Source organism: Paraburkholderia sp. BL23I1N1 (genome assembly GCF_003610295.1).
Classification (GTDB): domain Bacteria; phylum Pseudomonadota; class Gammaproteobacteria; order Burkholderiales; family Burkholderiaceae; genus Paraburkholderia.
This window is the reverse complement of the sequence record NZ_RAPV01000001.1, coordinates 5,927,798-5,947,702: the sequence shown is the minus strand read 5'-3', so window position 1 is coordinate 5,947,702 and position 19,905 is coordinate 5,927,798. Positions and strand designations below refer to the sequence as shown.

The following is a 19,905-nucleotide window of genomic DNA, read 5'->3' as shown; positions in this document are numbered from 1 at the left end:
GGTGGGGTGCCAGGCGTTTCTTTGGACGGCAGGTGCTGGTCAGCGATCCTGCCTTCGGTGGTGGGCGGTTGTTCGTCGGGTAGTCCAACGAATCTGGCGGCGGTGATCTCAATGCACAGACGGATCCACTTGGGGTGCTCGTTTGCGGCGCGGACGGTGGATGAACAAGTGGATGTGAATATGAGGTTCGGCGCCAATGACGGCAAGTCGACCGCTTACATTCGTTCGCCGCCGGCAGGTGTGTAGAAGAGGGCGATCGTCAAACGCTTCGACAGTCCGAGGTTTTCAATTTCTTTGTTGATTTCTTGACGCGTCTGGTGCCGCTGATGGTGAGGCTTCCGAACTAACGCGGCCGCGATGTTGCGGGCCTGCATGAAACCCGCCTCAGGCGGGATGCAGACCACGCAACAATTGACGGACGCGCGACAGGTCCTGATCGACGTGTTCGGTCTGCTCGAACAACTCCGCGAGCCAGTCGACGAAGGCGCGCACGCGCGGCGACACGCGGCGGTTCTTCACATACGCGACCGAAACCGGCATCGGTACGGGTTTCCATTGCGGTAGAACTTCGCGCAGCAGTCCCGAATCGAGGTAGGGCTGTGCGGCGATTCGCGCGGGCTGGATCAGGCCCAGGCCTTGCAATCCGCAGGTGAGGTAAGCCTGCTCGTCGCTTACTTTGACGAAGCCTCTGACCTTGACGTTTTGCGCTTCGCCGTCCACTTCGAAATCGAAGTCGACTTCGCGGCCGTTATGCGGCGACATGCAATTGACGGCAGCGTGTCCGCGCAGATCGTCGAGACCGGTGGGCGTGCCGTGGCGGGCCAGATAGGCCGGGCTTGCGCATGTCACGTGTTCTAGCGTGCCTAATTGCCGTGCGACCAGATTTGAATCCGGCAAATCGCCTAGCTGGATGCTGCAGTCGATTGCTTCCGAGATCAGGTCTACGGTGCGGTTGCTGATGCCGATCGCGAGATCGAGGTTCGGGTAGCGGGCGTGGAAGTCGTCCAGTGCCGGCAGGACGATGGCGCTTGCTACCGCGCCGGGCATTTCAATGCGCAGGCGGCCGGTGAGGTTATCCGTCGAGTGACGGAGGCTCGCTTCCATTTCGTCGATGTCGGCGAGGATTTGCGCGCAGCGTTCGTAGTAGGCTGCGCCTTCTGGGGTGATGCTTAGGCGCCGCGTCGTGCGGGTTAGGAGGGCGGTGCCTAGCAGGGCCTCCAGGTTCTGGACGATGGTCGTCGCTGTCGCGCGCGGGATGTCGAGGGACTCCGCTGCGCGGGTGAAGCTGTTGGTGTCCACGATTCGGATGAATGTTCGCATTGCGGTTATTCTGTCAATCACGATTCAAACTCCTGTTGGTGTTGAGGGTGGTTTTTTTTGCCTTTGCGGCGGTGGGCTTTTCTTGGTTTGTTGGCCTGTTCGGCGGTTTTTTTGTATGCCTGTGGGGTTGGCCTTTCCTTGATTTTTTATTGATTTGTTAGCGTTGCCCCTGTGCGGGGCAGCACCTACTTTTCTTTGGCCTGCCGCAAAGAAAAGTAGGCAAAAGAAAGCGGCTCAAACCGCTAGCTCTTAAGCGGGTCCCCTGGCTTGGAGGGGGCAGTGGTGCATCTGGAATCTGTGCTCTCGCGCATTCGGCGTGAGTGACAAGGCCGTCATACTTCCGGCGGCGCTGCGCGCGCCGACGCGGTACTTCATTAAACCGTCTGTGTTATTCGATGCCTGCGGCGATTCTGAAGCGTTGGGTCCATTAGCATTTCGCCGAGGCGAAGCCGATGGCTCCAACCACGCCCAAAACGAAGCCTCATGTTTTCGGAGGAACCTTTCCGGCGAGCACATCGTGCGAGGCGGGAAGCATGACTGCCTTGTCACGTACGCCGAATGTGCGAGGGCACAGATTCCAGATGCACCACTACCGAGACTGTGCGGGGGACCCGCTTAAAAATTAGCGGTGTGAGCCGCTTTCTTTTGCCTACTTTTCTTTGCGGCAGGCAAAGAAAAGTAGGTGCCGCCCCGCACAGGGGCAACGCTAATAAACCACTAACAAAGCAAGGAAAGGCCAAAAATCAAAGCAAGAAAAGCCCAAAAATTCCAGATCAGGAAAAGCCCCTGCCTGCAAGGCACCCAACCCCACCAAGCGCCGCACAGGCAAAACCCAAATCACTTCCGCATGGAATCCAGATCAACCACAAACCGATACTTAACATCACTCTTCAGCATCCGTTCAAAAGCCTCATTGATCCCCTGCATGGCAATCACTTCAATGTCCGAAGTAATCCCATGCTCGCCGCAGAAATCAAGCATCTCCTGTGTCTCGGCAATCCCGCCAATCAACGAACCAGCCAGCCGGCGACGCTTGAAGATCAGATTGAACACCTGCGGCGACGGATGATCGTGCTCCGGCGCGCCGACCAGCGTCATCGTCCCATCACGCTTCAGCAGATTCAAAAACGGATTCAAATCATGCTGCGCAGCAACGGTATTCAAAATGAAATCGAAGCTGTTGGCATGCGCTCCCATCTCTTCAGCATTCTTCGAGATGACAACCTCATGCGCCCCAAGCCGTTTCGCATCTTCAATCTTCGACGGCGACGTCGTGAACAACACGACATGCGCACCCATCGCACGAGCCAATTTCACGCCCATGTGACCCAGGCCGCCAAGACCGACAATCCCGACCTTCTTGCCAGGACCAGCACCCCACGTGCGTAGCGGCGAATACGTCGTGATACCCGCGCACAGCAAAGGCGCCACACCCGCCGGGTCGAGATTCTCCGGCACCCGCAGCGTGAATTCTTCATCCACCACCAGTTGCGTCGAATAACCGCCGTAAGTGTTCTGACCGTCAACCCGGTCCACACCGTTGTACGTGCCGACAAAACCGTTCTCGCAATACTGCTCGAGACCCTCTTCGCAACTGGCACACGTACGGCACGAATCGACCAGGCAGCCCACGCCTACCAGATCGCCTACCTTGTACTTCGTCACGTCCGGGCCGACCGCCGTAACGCGGCCAACAATTTCATGACCCGGCACCACCGGAAACACCGTGTTCTTCCATTCATTGCGCGCCTGATGCAAGTCGGAATGGCACACGCCGCAAAACAGAACATCCATCTGGACATCGTGGGCGCGTAACGCGCGGCGCTGGATTTCGAATGGGGCGAGCGGCGCGGTAGCGTCAGTCGCTGCATAGGCATAAGTCGTGCTCATGGGTAGCTCCAGCAAAGAGGGTGATGTCGCAAGGCGCCGACGATTGGCGACGCATGTCGCCAATACGGCTAAACCCTGTTGTGAACCGGGATCACGGCGCAAGCGGTGGTCGACGTATTCACCGAAAAAGTGAACGGACAACCGAGCCCGGCGCGGCGCGGAAAAAGTTGATCCGGCAGGGTTCCCATAGTAGAAGCCGGGAGCGAACCGGGGAATACCCGAAAGTCTTGAAGATTTGCCTAAAACTCCTGGCGGTGAGCGCAGTAGGTCGTTCGGTGCTAAATTTCAAGCATTATTCTCTTGCGCGTCACTATACCGTCATGTCAACCCGTTCCGTTGAACCCACATCGATCGATCGCGACCCGGTCAATGGCGCCCCGATCGATCCTGCCCAGCAACGTCTGCTCGAATTGTTCGACTCGCTCGCGCCCAATCCCGGCATCACGCGTTCCAGCGTGGAAGGCGTCAATCTGATGCGGGCCAATACTCCGATGCCGCGTCTGCCCGTGATGTACGAGCCGAGCATCGTGATCGTCTGCCAGGGACGCAAGCGCGGTTTTCTCGGCGATCAGGTGTTCCAGTACGACGCGCAGCAGTACCTGGTGCTGTCGGTGCCGCTGCCGTTCGAATGTGAAACCGAGGCGAGCCCGGAAGTGCCGTTCCTCGGTATCTCGGTGCGTATCGATCTGACCATGGTGGCCGAGTTGTTGATGGCGCTGAATGAAACGCAGGGCACCGCGCAGAAGGAGCCGCTCGGCATCTATTCGACGCCGCTCGATCCGGCCTTGAGCAACGCCGTGCAGCGGTTGATAGAGGCGTTAGCCTCGCCGCTCGACGCGCGTATTCTCGCGCCTGGCGTGGTGCGCGAAATCTGTTATCGGGTGTTGACGGGCGAGCAGGGCGATGCGATTCGCGCGGCGCTCACGCATCAGAATCATTTCGGCCGCATCGCCAAGGCGCTACGGCGAATCCATGCCGACTATCACGGGCAACTCGATGTCGATACGCTCGCTTCCGAAGCGGGTATGAGCCTCGCCGTTTTTCATGCGCAATTCAAGGCCGTGACGGCAACTTCGCCGATGCAGTACGTGAAGACCACACGCTTGCATCACGCGCGTTTGCTGATGGTGCAGGACGGTTTGAATGCAGGCGCGGCCGCGGCGCGCGTTGGTTACGAAAGCGCGTCGCAATTCAGCCGCGAGTTCAAGCGCCTGTTCGGCCTGAGCCCGGTCGATGAAGTCAAACGCATGCGCAGCGTGTACGATGCGCCGGCGCCGCGGGTGGTCAAACCGGTTGCGCGTTATGTGACCGCGGTCTAGGCGCACGTGTGCCGGCAGCGTTATCGAAGCGTTATAACCCGCTGAACCAGTTGTACCCCTGGTCTTCCCAATAGCCGCCGGGGTTCGTGTTGGTCACGAAAATTGCCGCGATGTGCTTCGGATTCTTGAAGCCCAGTTTGGTCGGTACGCGCAGCTTTAGTGGGTAGCCATATTTGGCCGGCAGCGGCGCGTCGCGGAAATCGAGCGTCAGTTGGGTTTGCGGATGCAAGGCAGTCGCCATGTCGAGGCTCGAGTAGTAACGGTCCGCGCATTTGAAGCCGACATAGCGAGCGCTCAGATCGGCGCCAATGCGTTCTAGGAACGTACGAAACGGCACGCCTCGCCATTGCCCGATCGCGCTCCATCCTTCAATGCAGATATGCCGCGTAATCTGTGAAGCCTGCGGCAAGGCGCGCAGTTGATCGAGCGTCCACGTGCGCTTGTCCGACACCAACCCCGACACTTCCAGTTGGTACGTCGAACCGTCGATATCCGGCGCGTCGAACTCCGGATAGAACGCGTTGAAGGGGAACGGGTCGGTGATTTCGCTCGCCGAATAAGTGGGCGCGAGCTTATTGCGATCGAACAGCCATCCTTGCACGCGATCGTTCCAGCGCGACATGGCCCACAACACCTTGTCGACGGAATCGCCGTCCTGCATGTTGCAACCCGAGAGCATCGCCAGCGCGCCGATCGAAAGCGACGAGCGCAGGAACAGGCGCCGCTGCAGGCGTTCGATTTGCGGTTTGTGGTCGGCGAGAACAATGCGTGTGTTGCGCGAGTCCTTGCGTTCTGATTCGTTCATGCCTCGCTCCCGTCGTGTGTGGCGAGCCGGGCGCGGCCGGTCACCATCGGCAGTAAGGTGCGCGGCACCAGCAGCATCAGCGCCAGATGCACGACAACAAAACCAACCACACCCGCCATCGCGACAAAATGCACGCGACGCGCGAAATCGAAGCCGCCGAATAGCGCGGTAAGCCACGAGAACTGCACCGGCTTCCAGATCGAGAGCCCCGAGGCGACCAGCAGCACGCCAAGAAACAACACGAACAGATAGAGCGCGCGCTGCACCGCGTTGTATTTGCCGGTATCGTGCGGCAGCTTGAAGCGCATCGCTAATGCGGCATCGTGTACGACATCGAGCGGATAGACGGGCAGGAGCTTGCGCCGAATGTGCCCACGTCCGATGGCATACGCCAGATACATCAGGCCGTTCGCGCACAGCAGCCACATCGCTGCGAAATGCCAGGCAATCGAGCCGCCCAGCCAGCTGCCGACCGTCGCCCACACCGGAAATTTGAATGGGAAGAAGGGCGACGCGTTATAGATCGCCCAGCCGCTCATCACCATGCAGACCATCGCAAAAGCGTTGATCCAGTGCGTGATTCGTACGACGAGTGGGTGGACGATAGAGCGCGCTTGCGGTTCGGGCATGATGAGCGGTCATGAAACAAAGACAAATCGGACGGCCGCGTCATCGAGGCACGCGGCTGTCCGAGCGGCTGAAAAGCGAACGATTGAAAAGCGCCGTCTTACATCGGCGGCGTTAAGCCGTGCTCGCCCGCCGAGATGAAATTCGCCGCCATGGTGCCGTCGGCTTCCTTATGGCGAACAGCACGACCTTCGCGCCCGGCACCAGCAGCGAGCGGTCACCCGGTTCGAGGGCGACGATAGGTACGTCTTGCGGGATCACGATCTTCTTTTCGCCGTCCTTGTACTTGACGGTGATCGTGCGGCCGTTACTGACCACGAGCGAGCCCACCGTGCCGTTGGTCATCGTGCTGTTCGAGCCGAGATCCCACGGGCGATAACCTTCGCCGGAGCCACGCATGCTCGCCGGGAAGACGTGTACTTCGAGCGCTTTTAGCGTGCCGTCGGGCTGCGGAATCGCGGCGGTACCGACGTAGCTGTCCGGCTTGATGTCGTTCACATTGGCGAGCGCGACGCCGCGGATCGGCGTGTCGTTGGCGAGCTTCACGTCGACGTCCCTGCCGTCGCGCGTGTGGACCTTGAGCACGTCGCCCGAAAGCGCGGTCACCGTGCCGCGTACACCCGTGGGCGGGGCGCTCTGGGCTTGCGCGGCGGATCCTGCGGCAAACAGCGAGGCAGCAACGAGCGCGGGGGCGACGATGGCGCGTATCGCATTAGCGGAAACAATCTTCATGAGTCTGCTCTGGGTGGGTGAAGGATAGGGGCAGATTAGGCGCGGGAGTGGCTCCGTAAAGTGACGGACGGATGACAAAAACGTCATGAACGGAGCGGCGCGGCCACGTAGAATGGCCGTCATATCCACGTCCACATTCATGACCCGCGCCCACGGCGGCGCCCGGGTCCGAAAGAACAGGTCCATGAGCATTCTCGTCATCGAAGACGACCCGAAAACCGGCGACTACCTGAAGAAGGGGCTGCGCGAAAGCGGCTATGCGGTCGACCTCGCGCGCACCGGCACGGACGGCCTGCATATGGCGCTCGAACACGCGTACGACCTCGTGGTGCTGGATGTGATGCTGCCCGGCATCGACGGTTGGGAAATCATGCGTGCGCTGCGAGCGCGGCGCGATCTGCCCGTCATTTTTCTGACCGCGCGCGATCATGTCAGCGACCGCATTCGCGGCCTCGAACTCGGCGCCGACGATTACCTCATCAAACCGTTCTCCTTCACCGAGTTGGTGTTACGCGTCCGCACGCTGCTGCGTCGTGGCGTGATTCGCGAGAGCGACGTGTTCGAGATCGCCGACCTTAAGCTGGACGTGTTGCGCCGCAAGGTCACGCGCGAAGGCGTCGAGATTCCGCTGACCAACAAGGAATTCATGCTGCTGCATCTGCTGGTGCGCCGACAGGGCGAAGCGCTATCGCGCACGCAGATCGCCTCGGAAGTGTGGGATATGAATTTCGATAGCGACACCAATGTGGTCGACGTCGCCATCAAACGGCTGCGCGCCAAGATCGATCATCCATTTGAAAAGAAGCTGATTCATACGGTGCGTAGCATTGGCTATACCTTCGGCGACAGCTCATGAAATTGTGGAGCGAACGTTCGTTGATGGCTCGCACCACCGTGCTGTTCGCCGCGATCGCGTGCGTGGTGATCGGAACGCTGGGCGCGTATTTCTATCACTCCGCACAGCTGTCGTTACAGCGTCGCGCGGACGTGGTGCTCACAGGCCGAGTCGAACATTTCAGCCGCATCGTGCGCGATCTTTATTCGGTGAGCGAGCTGAAGAACCGGCCTTTGCTGTTCGAGAGCATGTTCGGCGCGGAGGCGGACGTGCTGCTGTTTCGCCGTCCGGGCGAAGCGCCGTTTATCGACGTGAACCCCGCAAACATTGCGGTGCCCGCCCTGCAGGCCGGCGCGGAGAACCGCATACCGACGCTCGCGGACGTCCGCCAGACTCTGCTGCCGGACGGCGTGCCGGTTCATTGGACGATTGCCACCGTCAAAGCACGCGAGGACGGCAGCGAGGTCGAAGTGATCGCCGCGCACCCGATGACTCAGGAAGTGCGGATGCTGGCCGCGTATCGCAATCGCATCGTGCTGGCCACGCTTATCGGCATGCTGGCCGCGACGCTGCTCGCCTATTACGTCTTGCGCCGCGCGTTCCGGCCGGTGCGCGAGATCGCCACGCGGGCGGCGCAGATCAGTCCGGCGAGTTTGTCGGTGCGGCTCGACAGCGAGGCCGCGCCGGTCGAATTACGTCAGCTTACGCACGCCTTCAACGCCATGCTCGACCGTCTTGCCGATGGTTATCAGCGCCTCTCGCAGTTCTCCGCCGATCTGGCGCATGAAATTCGGACGCCTGTGGGCGCCTTGATCGGGCAGACTCAGGTGACGCTCGCCAAACCGCGCGACACGGATGAATATCAGCAGTTGCTCGAATCGAATCTCGAAGAGCTGAGCCGGTTGAGCCACATCGCGGAAAACATCCTGTTTCTCGCACACGCGGATCATGCTGCGCTGTCTATCGAGCGCGAGCCTGTCGATCTGCGCGACGAACTCGTCAGGATCGCCGACTATTTCGAGGGCCCCGCCGACGAGCGCGGTATGCGCTTTACCGTCGAGGCTCAGGGTGTGGCATCGGTCAATCCGATGCTGTGCCGGCGGGCGATCAACAATCTCGTTGTGAATGCGGTGCGGTACGGCGCGAACGATACGGTGGTGCGTTTGAGCGGCACGCAGGACGAACGGGGCGCGACGGTGGTAGTGGAAAACGACGGCGCGCCGATTCCCGAGGAGCAACTGAACCGCCTGTTCGACCGCTTCTACCGCGCGGATGCGGCGCGCAGCGAGTTTACCGAATCGAGCGGGCTTGGGCTCGCGATCGTCAGGGCGATCATGCAACTGCACGGCGGCACGGCGCACGTGGTGTGTCCGGTGCCGGGCGTGGTGCGTTTCGAATTGCGCTTTCCGGGCGCTTAGTCGGCGGCTTAATCGGCCGCCTCAAACCTTCTTCAGATACTCAGCCTTCAGCATGAAGTTGCCCGCATCCATTTTGCAGTCCACTTCATGATCGCCGCCGACCAGGCGAATGCTCTTCACCTTGGTGCCCATTTTCAGGGTGATCGACGAGCCTTTCACTTTCAGGTCCTTGATCAGCACCACCGCGTCGCCGTCGGCCAGCGGGTTGCCGTTGGCGTCCTTGACGATACGTTCGTCGGCCTCGTCAGCGCTTGCGGCGGCGGTCATCGGCCATTCGTGCGCGCAATCGGGGCAGACGTAATTTTCGCCGTCCGGGTAAGTGTTCTCCATCGCGCATTGCGGGCAGGCGGGAATCGTCGACATGATTTTCTTTCCAGACCGCGGCGCACCGCGGAAAGCGTCAGGGATAAATTCAGGGCCGGCGAGTATAGCGGACGTTGGCCCAACCGCAGTCACCCTGCGCACGGGAAGCTGTTTTAACGCAAACCGGTAATGGCGATACCGGGATGATTGCGCAACTGGTTGCGACGGTGCTTCGCCGATACGATGAAAACACCTCATTCCAACCGTCAGGACAACTGCTATGAAACGCTTCCATATCGCTTTGGCCGTTACGAGTCTCGAGGCTTCCATCGAAGATTACACCCGCCGTCTCGATCAGCCGCCCACCGCGGTTGTACCCGGCCGTTACGCGATGTGGCGCACCGATCTGCTCAACTTTTCGATCAACGAGATGCCGGATAAAGCGGGGCAGCTTCGGCACGTCGGCTTCGAGGACGATTCCGTAGAAGGGTACGCGAGCAGCAAGGACGTGAATGGGCTCGAATGGGAGCTGTTTTCGGTGGAAGAGCAGGACCGGCGAATCGTCAGCACTTACGGCGAGGCCGTGCGGACCGACAAAGGCTGACGCGCCTTTCCGCCAGGGTGCGGCCCAGATGCGGCCCAGACCCACGCTGGCGCAGCTTCACGAACACCGCCCTATACTTGCTGAGTGCTCGACGAGCAGACACCTTTCACCGCGCTTTGTCGGCCGCTGCAAAGCGGATCCATTATCCCCATTTCACCCAAGGAGTCGCGCCATGGTCAAACTTGCTCTGTACGTTCGTCTTGAAGCCAAACCCGGCAAGGAAAAGGATGTCGAGGCCTTTTTGCTGAGCGGCTTGCCGCTCGTCGAGGAGGAGCCTGCCACGACGGCATGGTTCGGTCTGAAGCTGGGCGCGTCCACATACGGCATTTTCGACGCTTTCCCGGACGAAGCGGGCCGTGATGCGCATCTGAACGGCAAGGTGGCCGCCGCGCTGATGGCGAAGGCCGGCGAGCTGTTCGCCACGCCGCCCAGCATCCAGAAGGTCGACGTGCTGGCGTCCAAACTGCCGGGCTGATTGAGCGCCTAACCCTCCGACACGGCGCGGCCTTTTCAACAATCTTCAACAATCGAAAACCGCCGCGCCCTGGCGTCAGTCGCCCGACGTGTCCGTGGCCGGACGGTTTGCGTAGTGCGCGCGCTTTTCCTCATACATCAGCAGATCGGCGCGTTGCACGCCGGCTTCGAGGCGGTCGCCGCGCTGGCACGTCGCCACGCCCATCGAAAAACTCAACAGCGAACCCGGATAAAACTGATTGTTCAAATCGACCAGCTGGCGGATCGCGTCGACCATCGCGGCGCCGCCGCGCTCGTCGGTGTCCGGCATCAGGATCGCGAATTCGTCTCCGCCGATGCGCGCCGCGTGAAAAGGCGCGTCCGTCGCCTTGGCCAGCACTTCGCCGGCGCGCCGTAGCAACGCGTCGCCGGCCGCGTGCCCAAGCTGGTCGTTCACGCGTTTGAGGCCGTTCAGGTCGGCCATGATGATCGTCAGCGGCCACGGACCCTTGCGCTCCAGCCGGTTCAGTTCATCGACGTAGAACGAGCGATTGCGCAGCTTGGTCAGCACGTCGTGCTTGCCGAGGAACTCCAGATACGCTTCGGCCTTTTTGCGTGCCGTGATGTCGGTGAGGGCCACCAGCACCAGGTCCCAATTGCGTTCATGGCCCGGCAGCACGGAAAATTGCAGGTGCACGTGCACCTCGTTGCCGTCGAGCGAATAGTTGAGCACTTCGCGCTGCTGAAACAGTTTGCCGTCCCAGAGATCGATTAATTGCTCGCGGAAATGCGGTCGCATGTCGTCGCGGAAAACGTCCGGCAGGCGCGCCAGCAGCGTTTTTTTGTCTTTCGCTACGAACATGTCGAGCGTGTGCTGGTTCACATCGAGCACGTGAATTTCCTGCATGCAGCGCTCGACAAACTCGGGATGCACGTCGGTGAACACCCGAAAATCGTTGATGCCGGCCGAGCGTGCATCGTCGAGCAGACGCTTGACGGCGCTGAAATCTTCCACCCACAACGATACCGGCGAATACTCGAACAGGCCGCGCACATACTGTTCCGCCAGCGTGACGCGATGCCGCGCGCCTTCGAGTTCGGTAATGTCTTCAACCGAGACGAGCACGCGGTCCCAGCGGTCTTCATGGCCGGGCAGCACGGCGCCCTTGAGCAGTACGTCGAGGCGCCGCCCGCCGAGCGTGTAGTTGACTGTCTGGCTCGTGAACTGCGCCTGGCCCGCCCACAATTGGCAGAGCTCTTCGAGGTGGGTCTTGAGCATGTCGTCGCGGAACACCGCGGCGAGATTGCTGGTGAGCGCTTCGAAATCGGCGGCTTCGAATTGCGTCAGCGTTTTCTGGTTGACCTTGACGACGCGGATGCTGTGCGCACATTCGGCGACAAGGGCCGGAAATTCGGCGAAATGGGCGCGCAGGTTCGTCACACCTTGCGCGCGCCACGTATCGAATAACGCGCGCACGCCGCTGAAGTCTTCGAGCCAGAGCGAGACCGGCGCGAGTTCGAACATTTCGGAGTCTTCTCCCAATCCCCTATGAGGACTTCCTTCGGGGCGGGAGACTTCTTGCAGGGCGTAGTGGGCGGGCACTGAGCCACGCGGGGGGGTATCCAGCATGAGATGTCCGTGGTCGGCGTTCGGGCTATTTTAAAGCGGCCTGGGTTCAGCTCAAAAGAAAGAAGCATGACGCATAGCGTTCGCGCCGGTCCATTCAGGAAGATAACGGCACGGTTCGGATGGACTTTAGTCTGCGCGGCAGCAGGTTTGCAACAGGACTTTTCGCTCGCAGCGGTTTGCGCATCACCTCCGATCCCTTGCCAGCAGGCCTGCGGACTGCTTGCTACACTCACTCGTCCTGTCACCGCCTTAAAGAAATGCGCCCGTCATGAAGCCATCCTTGCTGGTGTTGATCCCCTTGAAAGACGCAAGCCGCAGCAGTGTCGAAGCCGCTTTCGACGTCGTCTACGCACCCGATGCCGCCCGGAGGGCCGCTGCGATCGCCGCGCATGGCGAGACGATCCGCGCCGTGCTGACCAACGGCACGAACGGGCTGACGGCCGCCGAAATCGACCTCATGCCGCGACTCGAGTTTGTCAGCGCGCTCGGCGCCGGCTATGAAAACCTCGCCATCGACCACGCGCGCTCGCGCGGCATCGTGCTCGTCAACGGCGCGGGCACGAACGATCATTGCGTGGCCGATCACGCGTTTGCCTTACTGCTTGCGGTGGTGCGCGATGTGCCCCAACTCGATCAGGCTACCCGCGAGGGCGCCTGGCGCGACACGTTGCCGATGCGGCCGAACGTGTCCGGTAAGCGGCTTGGCATCGTCGGGCTCGGCCATATCGGCGAGAAAGTCGCGCGGCGTGGCGCCGGGTTCGATATGGAAATCGGCTATCACAACCGCAAACCGCGTGACGGCTCGCCGCTGCGGTATTTCGACAGCGTGCTGGGCCTCGCGCAGTGGTGCGATTTTCTGGTGGTGGCGACGCCCGGCGGCGCCGGTACCCGTCATCTGATCGGCAAAGCGGTGCTGGACGCGCTCGGGCCGGACGGTTTCGTGGTCAACGTCTCTCGCGGCAGCGTGGTGGATACCGCTGCGTTAGCCGCAGCGCTCACGGCCGGCGCGATCGCCGGTGCGGCACTCGACGTCTATGAGGGCGAGCCGCATCCGCCCGAAGCCTTGCTGACGCTGCGCAACGTGGTCCTGACGCCGCATGTGGGCGGGCGCTCGCCGGAGGCGATTACGGCTTCGGTCGACAATTTCCTGACTAACGCGACGCGGCATTTTGCCGGTGAGGCGGTGTTGACGCCGATTTGACGGTGTGACGCCGCGAAGCTGGGCGTCAACCGGGTAGGCCACTCGCGGCCGACCGCGGGCCGCCGACCCTTGCCGGGCCCAGCCTACCGCTGTTCTTCGCGGCCTGGGCGGGCCCCGATGTACTCGTACTCTTCGGTGTTCAGCCGCGAAACGCGCAGTTCGACGGCGTTGCGATGATACGAATAGGCGATCCGCCGGATCTCCAGCAAGGGTTCACCGACCTTCACGCCCAACAGGCTGCTTTCCAGTTCGTTCGCCAAGGCGACGCTCACACGTTCGTCGGTTTCAACCACGTTGATGCCGAACACATCCTGGTAAAAGTTGTAGAGCGTATTGGGCCGGTTGCGCAGTTTCGCCTCGGTGAGGCCAGGAAAATGGGTGTCCGGCACCGTGATGTGTTCGATCAGGACCGTCTTGCCATGCAGCGCCAGGCCGTTGACGAACTGGAACACGCGTGCGCCGGTTTCGATGCCGAGCGTTGCCGCCACCTCGCGGGATGCCCGCGCTTTTTTAAAATCGATCAACGTGACAACCGGATATACCTTGTCGCCATCGCGCCGGACAATGCGAAAAAAACGGAAAAAATGCCGGTCGTGCTGATGCATGGACACGAAGGTCCCGAGACCCTGATGACGGGTCAGAATGTTCTCGGCACAGAGTTCGTCGATGGCCTTGCGCAGCGTGCCGATGGATACGCCGAACCGCTCGGCCAGCCGCTTCTCCGAAGGAATGCATTCGCCGCCTTTCCATTCGCCCGCCGAAAGCGCGGCCAGAATCGCGCTCTTGACTTCCTTGTACCGCGTGCCGCCCAGCGCGGGCGGATTGAAGGCGAGCGTGCTCATGACAACCCCTGAGATGCGCGGGCCGCGCGATGCCGCCCGCGAAGGTTAAACCTGCCCCGATTTTAGCCGACAAATTCATCTAGCACATCTAGATGAGATAGGTTTTGTAGGCGACTCGCTACAAGGGTTTATACCCGTGAAACCCGGCCTTCTTTCGCGCTGCGCATGCGCAAGAAACACTTGTCCTCGAGCGAAGAATTATTGGCTTTTCAGGCGGCCGCGCCGGGCTCTAGTCTGATGGTCAGCCGGTATCTTCCAGCAGAATAATTGGGCCATTCAACTATCCCTATGCAACCTCCTGTCAGCGACTTGCTGAGCGTGCGCGTGTGGCGCGGCGCCGAAGACGGCGCGTTCGAATCATTCGAGGTTCCGCGCCGCGCCAGTCAGACCGTGCTGGATGTCGTCACGCATATTCAGCGCAGCATCGACGCCACGTTGTCCTACCGGTTCGCGTGCCGGGTCGGGATGTGCGGCTCCTGCGCGATGACCGTCAACGGCCGTGCGCGCTGGACCTGTCGCACGCACGTAGCGAAGGTGCTGCGGCATCCGCGCGACGTGCTGGAAATCGCGCCGCTGAATCATCTGCCGATCGTCAAGGATCTTGCGGTCGACATGACGCAGTTCTTCGACAAATGGCGCGACGCCAAGGGCTTTTTCGCCGGCAACCGTGACCGCAACGCTCCACTCGAACGAATCGATCCGGCGTCGCCCGAACGGCGGGCGGCCGATGCGGGCATCGAGTGCATCGGCTGCGGCGTGTGCTATGCGAGTTGCGACGTGGTCGGATGGAAGCCGGACTATCTCGGACCGGCCGCGCTCAACCGCGCATGGACGCTCGTCAACGATAGCCGCGACATTCAACAGGCCGCTCGCCACGAGGCAGTTGCGACCGACGCGGGCTGCCACGCCTGTCACACCTTGGGCTCGTGCACCGAGCGCTGTCCGAAGGCGCTTGCGCCGACCGCCAGCATCGCCGGCCTCAAGCGTGTGGGACGCTTCAAGGGAGGCGCGCGATGAATCGAAGCCTCGACGGCTGGTGGCTGCAGCGCCTGTCCGCCATGGTGCTGACGCTCTGCGTCGCCGTGCATCTGGCAACCATGATCTGGGTCGTGCATGGCGGTCTGCGTGCGGCGGATGTCATTGCGCGTCTGCACGGAAACGTCGTCTGGGGTTTGTTCTACGCGGTCTTCGTGATCGCCGCGGCAATGCACGTGCCGGTGGGCTTGCGCCGTATCGCCGACGAGTGGCTGAATTGGCGTGGCGTGTGGGCGGCGCGCGCCAGTATGCTCGTGGGCGTTGCGCTGGCGCTGGCGGGTCTGCGCGCGGTCTACGCGCTGATTGCGGGAGCGCCGGCATGAGCACCCACGCGCGCACGTCCGCACGCGCGGTCACGCCCGGCCGCAAGCTCGACTTCCGCGCGCGTAATCATCCCGCATGGTGGGCCTTCCTGGTTCATCGGCTATCCGGTCTCGCGCTGGCCTTCTTTTTACCCGCGCATTTCTGGGCGCTCGGCACGGCGCTCCACGGCGCGGCGCCTTTCGAATCGTTTCTGACCGTTACGCGTGCGCCGCTATTCGTTTTCGCGGAGTGGGGGCTGGTCACGCTGCTCGCGGCGCATCTGATCGGCGGGGTGCGGCTGCTGCTGATCGAGTTCCGGCCGTGGAGCGGTTTGCGCAAGGATCTGATCGCGCTGACCGCGGGCGGCGCGTTGGTCATCGGTATGGCGTTTGCGCTTTCGCTGACTCTGTGAGCGAGCTTGTTCGAAGAGGCTTCAATGCAAACCACAACGAGATTCACAACGGATTTCACGGTCGACTACGCGTTAGTCGAAGAGATCGCAAAGACGCTGTATATCCGTGCACTCAAGCAGCTTCCGCTGGATATCAAGGCAGGCATCGCGAAGCTCGAAGCCGATGAGCGTAACGAAACCGCCCGGCGCGTGCTCGGCACGATGCGGCAGAACATTGTGGTGGCCGAGCAGGACGACAATCTGCTTTGCCAGGACACCGGCCTGCCGATCTACACGATCACGATCGGTCAGGGCGTGCGGTTCGATGGCATGCGCCTGAAGGCCGCGATTCGTAGCGGTTGCGCCCGCGCCACGCATGAGCATCCGCTGCGCTCCTCGGTGGTTCATCCGCTCACGCGCCATAACGAGCAAAACTCCTGTGGCGCGGAAGTGCCGGTGATCCACGTCGATTTCGATGCTACGCCGGGCGCGCTGTCGATCGAGATGATTCCGAAGGGCAGCGGTTCGGAGAACAACTCGTTTTTGCGCATGGCGATTCCGGCCGAAGGTGTGGATGCCATCCGGCGCTTCGTGATCGACTGCGTGGTGGACGCAGGCGGCAAGACCTGTCCGCCGACGATTGTCGGCGTGGGCATCGGCGGCACCTCGGATCTTTGCGTGGCGCTGGCGAAACGGGCGGCCACCCGGCCGCTCGGCACCGACTGCCGCGATGAACACGGCGCGGCGCTCGAGCAGCAGTTATCGGCGGCGGTCAATCAACTGGGCGTCGGGCCTCAAGGACTGGGCGGCGACGCGACCGCGTTTGCGGTGCACGTCGAACTGGCCGCCACCCACATCACGATGAATCCGGTCGCCGTGAACATGCAGTGTCATTCGGCGCGGCGCTCGCGTGCGACCGTGAACGTGCGGGGAGTCGAATATGGCTACTGAGAAGCCTGCCACCGGCACGCATTCCGTGCTCGGCATGCCGGCGAGCGAAGCTCAGATCCGCGCGTTGCGCATCGGCGATACGGTGACGCTCAACGACACACTGTTCGGTATTCGCGACGCCACTCAGATCCAGATGTTCGATCACGGGCGCACCACGCGATTCGATTTGCGCGGCCACGCGGTGATTCACACTGCGCCGAATGTGCGGCGTGTGGACGTGTCGCCGGAACATCCCGCAGGTTATGAACCCGTTTGCATCGGCACGACGACGTCCGCGCGCATGGAGCGCTTTACCGCGCCCTTGATGCGGACCTATGGCGTGCGGGCGGTCATCGGCAAGGGTGGCCTCGGCGCGGCGTCGAGTGGCGCGTTCGTGGAATTCGGTGGCGTGTACCTTGCGATCGTCGGCGGCACGGCGGCGCTGGAAACCACGTGGATCGAACAGATCGAAGACGTGGATCTCGACGATCTCAATCCTGAATCGCTCTGGCGCTTCCGGATTCGCGGCTTCGGCCCCTTGCTGGTCGCCATGGACAGTCACGGCGGCAGCCTCTACACGGCAGTCCAACAGAACACACGGACGCAGCGCGATGCGGTGCTCGCGTCGCTCGGTATTCGCGTGTGAAAAACATCCGGAACGCGACCCCATGAAACAGATCGATACCGACATTCTCATTCTGGGCAGTGGCGGCGCCGGCCTGTTCGCTGCGCTGCATGCCCAGGCGGTCGCGCCGCAATTGCGCATCACGGTGGCCGTGAAGGGGCTGCTCGGCAAATGCGGCTGTACGCGCATGGTGCAGGGCGGCTACAACGTCGCGCTCGCGCCGGGCGATTCGATTGAGCGGCACTTCATGGACACGATCGAAGGCGGTAAATGGCTTTCGAATCAGGACCTGGCGTGGATGCTGGTGACGGGCGCCGTCGAACGGATTCGCGAACTGGAAAACGAACTGGGTTGTTTCTTCGACCGCAATCCGGACGGCTCCGTGCGGCAGAAAGCATTCGCCGGCCAGACCTTCGACCGCACCGTGCATAAGGGCGACCAGACCGGCATCGAGATCATCAACCGGCTGGCGGAGCAGGTGTGGGCACGCGGTATCGACCGGTTGGAAGAGCATCGCGCGGTCGAGTTCATCCGCAGCCGCGACGGCGAATCGCTCGCCGGCGTGCTGATGATCGACATGCGTAGCGGCGAGTTCGTGTTCGTGCGCACCCAGGCCGTGCTGCTCGCGACCGGCGGCGGCCCGACGATGTACCGCTATCACACGCCGAGCGGCGACAAGAGCTGCGACGGCATGGCGATGGCCTTGCGCGCCGGGCTCACGCTGCGCGACATGGAGATGGTGCAGTTTCATCCGACCGGACTGCTGGCCGGCGCCGATACGCGCATGACCGGCACGGTGCTCGAAGAGGGGCTGCGCGGGGCGGGCGGCTATCTGCTTACCGGCGCGGGCGAGCGTTTCATGCAGGCTTACGACCCGCGCGCCGAACGGGCGACGCGCGACGTCGTCTCGCGCAGTATCTTCCGCGAATTGCGCGCCGGACACGCGACGCCCAATGGCGGCGTCTATCTGCAGATGCATCATCTCGGCGCCGAGAGTGTGCGCAAGCGCTTCAAGGGGATGGCCGAGCGATGCACCGACTGCGGCTTCGATCTCGCGGGCGGTCTTGTCGAAGTCGTGCCGACCGCGCACTACATGATGGGCGGCGTGGTCTTCGACGCGAACTGCGCCACCTCGCTGCCGGGCCTGTTCGTAGCGGGAGAAGATGCCGGCGGCGTGCACGGCGCAAACCGGTTGGGCGGCAACGGCGTGGCGAATTCGACGGTGTTCGGCGGGATTGCGGGCGACACGCTGGCGGCCTGGGTGCCGCGCCACGGCCAATTCGCCGACTTCGATACGGACGCGATCAACGCGGCGATGGCCCGCTGCACGCGCCCGTTGCGCCAGCCGCCCGGCAATCTCGAAGCGATCCGTGACGCGCTCGCCGAAGTCATGTGGAACGATGTCGGCATTCTGCGCGACGCAGTAGGGCTCGAGCGCGCGAGGCGCCGGCTCGTGGAGCTGGACGCAGAGCTCGACGTGACCGGCATCGACGGCCGCGACTTGCGCTTCAATCTTTCCTGGCACGACTGGATGAACCTGCGCAATCTGATCCTCGTGAGCCGCGCGATCACGGAATCGGCGCTGCTAAGGGAGAATTCACGCGGCGCGCACTATCGCGAGGACTTTCCGGATTCGGGCGATCTGGAGACATCCGAGTACATGTGCCTGCGCCTCGAAGGCGACGACTTCGCGGCAAGCCGTCAACCGGTTGAGTTCACGCGAGTGCGCCCGGGCGAATCGCTGATCGAAGAAGAAAGTTCGGCGGTGTCGATGAAATGACGCTTCACGGAATCCGTGAATGCTTTGCGTGGGTGATCGCGCCGCTCCAGCAGACCGACCCGGCGCGGCGTGATGCGCTCGGGCAGCGGCGTGACCTGCAGGCCCGTCTCACGCGTCCAGTTCGCGTTAGCGAGAAGCGGCACGATGGACACGCCAAAGCCGCGCCGCACCATTTCCGAAATGGCCTCGATCGAATTCAGCTCCATGATTTCGCTGTGGGCCTGGCCTAGCTGGCGAAGCGCGTTGTCGACGAGCACGCCGGTCCAGGTATGACGGTCGAAACGGATAAACGGCTCTTCAAGCAAGGCTTCGATCGACGCGGGCTGACCGCTCGTGGATGAAATGAACACCATCGGCTCGCTATACAGCACGGTCCATTTGAGGGCGGCCGGCAGCGTCGACGGTGATTGCGTGACGATCGCGGCATCGAGTTCGCCGCTCTCCACACGCGCCGCAAAGTCGCTCGACAGCCCCGTAAACAGCTTCAGATCCAGACGCGGATAGCGCTGCTTGAGGTTGAGCATCGCGTCGGCGAACGCGCCCATCAGCGAGGAAACGAGGGCGCCGACGCGCACGGTGCCGGATAGCTCGCCGGCGTCGCCCGTGGCGAGAATCTGCCGGTAGGTGGCCACCAGCGTTTCCGCGAGCGGCAGCACCGCACGCCCCTGCGCACTGAGCGACACCGAACGGGCGGCGCGATCGAACAGCACGAGGTCGAGATCGCGTTCGAGCGAACGCATCTGCAAGCCGACCGCGGCCTGCGTGAGACACACCTCTTCAGCGGCGGCGGCGAACGAGCCGTGCCGCGCCACCGAGAGAAACGTCACGAAATAACGAATCGCGCTCACGACGGCTCCGCTCC

20 protein-coding genes and 2 pseudogenes are annotated in these 19,905 nt (G+C 62.2%); 13 read left to right on the top strand and 9 right to left on the bottom strand.

Translation table 11 applies throughout. The features are described 5' to 3' along the window. Nucleotides 1-138: 138 nt before the first annotated feature. Nucleotides 139-347: pseudogene (locus tag B0G76_RS44175) on the top strand (nucleoside hydrolase); the annotation flags it as partial. Between the two features lie 37 nt (nucleotides 348-384). Here B0G76_RS44175 and B0G76_RS27820 read toward each other — a convergent pair. Further along, on the bottom strand, nucleotides 385-1,341 hold the full coding sequence (locus B0G76_RS27820; RefSeq protein WP_147394093.1) for a LysR family transcriptional regulator: 957 nt from the start codon (nucleotides 1,339-1,341) through the stop codon (nucleotides 385-387). 816 nt (nucleotides 1,342-2,157) lie between these two features. After that, a complete protein-coding gene (locus B0G76_RS27815) occupies nucleotides 2,158-3,210 on the bottom strand; it encodes an NAD(P)-dependent alcohol dehydrogenase (RefSeq protein ID WP_120295332.1) in 1,053 nt (350 codons plus the stop codon). Nucleotides 3,211-3,530: 320 nt separating this feature from the next. On the opposite strand from B0G76_RS27815, the gene B0G76_RS27810 reads away from it, so the two are divergent. Next, nucleotides 3,531-4,529, top strand: a complete 999-nt coding sequence (locus B0G76_RS27810; protein ID WP_183082158.1) for an AraC family transcriptional regulator — start codon at nucleotides 3,531-3,533, stop codon at nucleotides 4,527-4,529. A 31-nt stretch (nucleotides 4,530-4,560) separates the two neighbouring features. Here B0G76_RS27810 and B0G76_RS27805 read toward each other — a convergent pair whose 3' ends face one another. The 3 genes and pseudogenes from B0G76_RS27805 to B0G76_RS27795 all read right to left on the bottom strand — a co-directional run bounded on the left by B0G76_RS27805 (nucleotide 4,561) and on the right by B0G76_RS27795 (nucleotide 6,693). Continuing rightward, nucleotides 4,561-5,334: a molybdopterin-dependent oxidoreductase gene (locus tag B0G76_RS27805; protein ID WP_120295331.1), complete on the bottom strand. Its 774-nt coding sequence runs from the start codon at nucleotides 5,332-5,334 to the stop codon at nucleotides 4,561-4,563. Further along, entirely contained in the window at nucleotides 5,331-5,963 is a 633-nt protein-coding gene (locus tag B0G76_RS27800) for a cytochrome b/b6 domain-containing protein (protein ID WP_120295330.1), read from the bottom strand. The genes B0G76_RS27805 and B0G76_RS27800 overlap by 4 nt, the downstream gene beginning before the upstream one ends. 98 nt (nucleotides 5,964-6,061) lie before the next feature. Further along, nucleotides 6,062-6,693 (bottom strand): annotated as a pseudogene (locus tag B0G76_RS27795) (hypothetical protein). A 184-nt stretch (nucleotides 6,694-6,877) separates the two neighbouring features. On the opposite strand from B0G76_RS27795, the gene B0G76_RS27790 reads away from it, so the two are divergent. Both B0G76_RS27790 and B0G76_RS27785 read left to right on the top strand, forming a co-directional pair. After that, a complete protein-coding gene (locus B0G76_RS27790; RefSeq protein WP_120295329.1) occupies nucleotides 6,878-7,549 on the top strand; it encodes a heavy metal response regulator transcription factor in 672 nt (223 codons plus the stop codon). Further along, nucleotides 7,546-8,946: a heavy metal sensor histidine kinase gene (locus B0G76_RS27785; protein WP_120295328.1), complete on the top strand. Its 1,401-nt coding sequence runs from the start codon at nucleotides 7,546-7,548 to the stop codon at nucleotides 8,944-8,946. Before B0G76_RS27790 ends, B0G76_RS27785 begins: the two co-directional genes overlap by 4 nt. A gap of 21 nt (nucleotides 8,947-8,967) precedes the next feature. Here the strand turns inward: B0G76_RS27785 and B0G76_RS27780 are convergent, their stop codons facing one another. Further along, on the bottom strand, nucleotides 8,968-9,309 hold the full coding sequence (locus tag B0G76_RS27780) for a zinc ribbon domain-containing protein YjdM (protein WP_120295327.1): 342 nt from the start codon (nucleotides 9,307-9,309) through the stop codon (nucleotides 8,968-8,970). A 220-nt stretch (nucleotides 9,310-9,529) separates the two neighbouring features. Here B0G76_RS27780 and B0G76_RS27775 point away from each other — a divergent pair, with 220 nt between their 5' ends. After that, nucleotides 9,530-9,853, top strand: coding sequence for a hypothetical protein (locus tag B0G76_RS27775; protein ID WP_120295326.1), 324 nt, complete (start codon nucleotides 9,530-9,532; stop codon nucleotides 9,851-9,853). A 172-nt stretch (nucleotides 9,854-10,025) separates the two neighbouring features. Next, nucleotides 10,026-10,328, top strand: a complete 303-nt coding sequence (locus B0G76_RS27770; protein WP_120295325.1) for a putative quinol monooxygenase — start codon at nucleotides 10,026-10,028, stop codon at nucleotides 10,326-10,328. Nucleotides 10,329-10,403: 75 nt separating this feature from the next. Here the strand turns inward: B0G76_RS27770 and B0G76_RS27765 are convergent, their stop codons facing one another. Beyond that, complete coding sequence (locus tag B0G76_RS27765; protein WP_120295324.1) at nucleotides 10,404-11,831, bottom strand: sensor domain-containing diguanylate cyclase; 1,428 nt, start codon at nucleotides 11,829-11,831, stop codon at nucleotides 10,404-10,406. A 373-nt stretch (nucleotides 11,832-12,204) separates the two neighbouring features. On the opposite strand from B0G76_RS27765, the gene B0G76_RS27760 reads away from it, so the two are divergent. Beyond that, nucleotides 12,205-13,137, top strand: a complete 933-nt coding sequence (locus B0G76_RS27760; RefSeq protein ID WP_120295323.1) for a 2-hydroxyacid dehydrogenase — start codon at nucleotides 12,205-12,207, stop codon at nucleotides 13,135-13,137. A gap of 83 nt (nucleotides 13,138-13,220) precedes the next feature. On the opposite strand, the gene B0G76_RS27755 is transcribed toward B0G76_RS27760, so the two are convergent. Next, on the bottom strand, nucleotides 13,221-13,979 hold the full coding sequence (locus B0G76_RS27755) for a GntR family transcriptional regulator (RefSeq protein WP_120295322.1): 759 nt from the start codon (nucleotides 13,977-13,979) through the stop codon (nucleotides 13,221-13,223). Between the two features lie 288 nt (nucleotides 13,980-14,267). Here B0G76_RS27755 and B0G76_RS27750 point away from each other — a divergent pair, with 288 nt between their 5' ends. The 6 genes from B0G76_RS27750 to B0G76_RS27725 are packed head-to-tail and all read left to right on the top strand — an operon-like array spanning nucleotide 14,268 to nucleotide 19,043. Further along, nucleotides 14,268-14,996 (top strand): succinate dehydrogenase/fumarate reductase iron-sulfur subunit, encoded by a 729-nt coding sequence (locus tag B0G76_RS27750; RefSeq protein ID WP_120295321.1) that lies wholly within the window; start codon nucleotides 14,268-14,270, stop codon nucleotides 14,994-14,996. Continuing rightward, nucleotides 14,993-15,337 (top strand): succinate dehydrogenase, encoded by a 345-nt coding sequence (locus B0G76_RS27745; protein ID WP_120295320.1) that lies wholly within the window; start codon nucleotides 14,993-14,995, stop codon nucleotides 15,335-15,337. The genes B0G76_RS27750 and B0G76_RS27745 overlap by 4 nt, the downstream gene beginning before the upstream one ends. Beyond that, the gene (gene sdhC, locus B0G76_RS27740) at nucleotides 15,334-15,729 is read left to right on the top strand and encodes a succinate dehydrogenase, cytochrome b556 subunit (protein WP_120295319.1); all 396 of its coding nucleotides are present in this window, start codon (nucleotides 15,334-15,336) and stop codon (nucleotides 15,727-15,729) included. Before B0G76_RS27745 ends, sdhC begins: the two co-directional genes overlap by 4 nt. Before the next feature lie 24 nt (nucleotides 15,730-15,753). Next, complete coding sequence (locus tag B0G76_RS27735) at nucleotides 15,754-16,659, top strand: fumarate hydratase (RefSeq protein ID WP_120296872.1); 906 nt, start codon at nucleotides 15,754-15,756, stop codon at nucleotides 16,657-16,659. Next, entirely contained in the window at nucleotides 16,649-17,284 is a 636-nt protein-coding gene (locus B0G76_RS27730) for a fumarate hydratase C-terminal domain-containing protein (protein ID WP_259460748.1), read from the top strand. The genes B0G76_RS27735 and B0G76_RS27730 overlap by 11 nt, the downstream gene beginning before the upstream one ends. 22 nt (nucleotides 17,285-17,306) lie before the next feature. Further along, the gene (locus tag B0G76_RS27725) at nucleotides 17,307-19,043 is read left to right on the top strand and encodes an L-aspartate oxidase (protein WP_120295318.1); all 1,737 of its coding nucleotides are present in this window, start codon (nucleotides 17,307-17,309) and stop codon (nucleotides 19,041-19,043) included. On the opposite strand, the gene B0G76_RS27720 is transcribed toward B0G76_RS27725, so the two are convergent. Next, on the bottom strand, nucleotides 18,965-19,891 hold the full coding sequence (locus tag B0G76_RS27720; RefSeq protein WP_120295317.1) for a LysR substrate-binding domain-containing protein: 927 nt from the start codon (nucleotides 19,889-19,891) through the stop codon (nucleotides 18,965-18,967). The genes B0G76_RS27725 and B0G76_RS27720 overlap by 79 nt on opposite strands. Nucleotides 19,892-19,905: the final 14 nt, after the last annotated feature.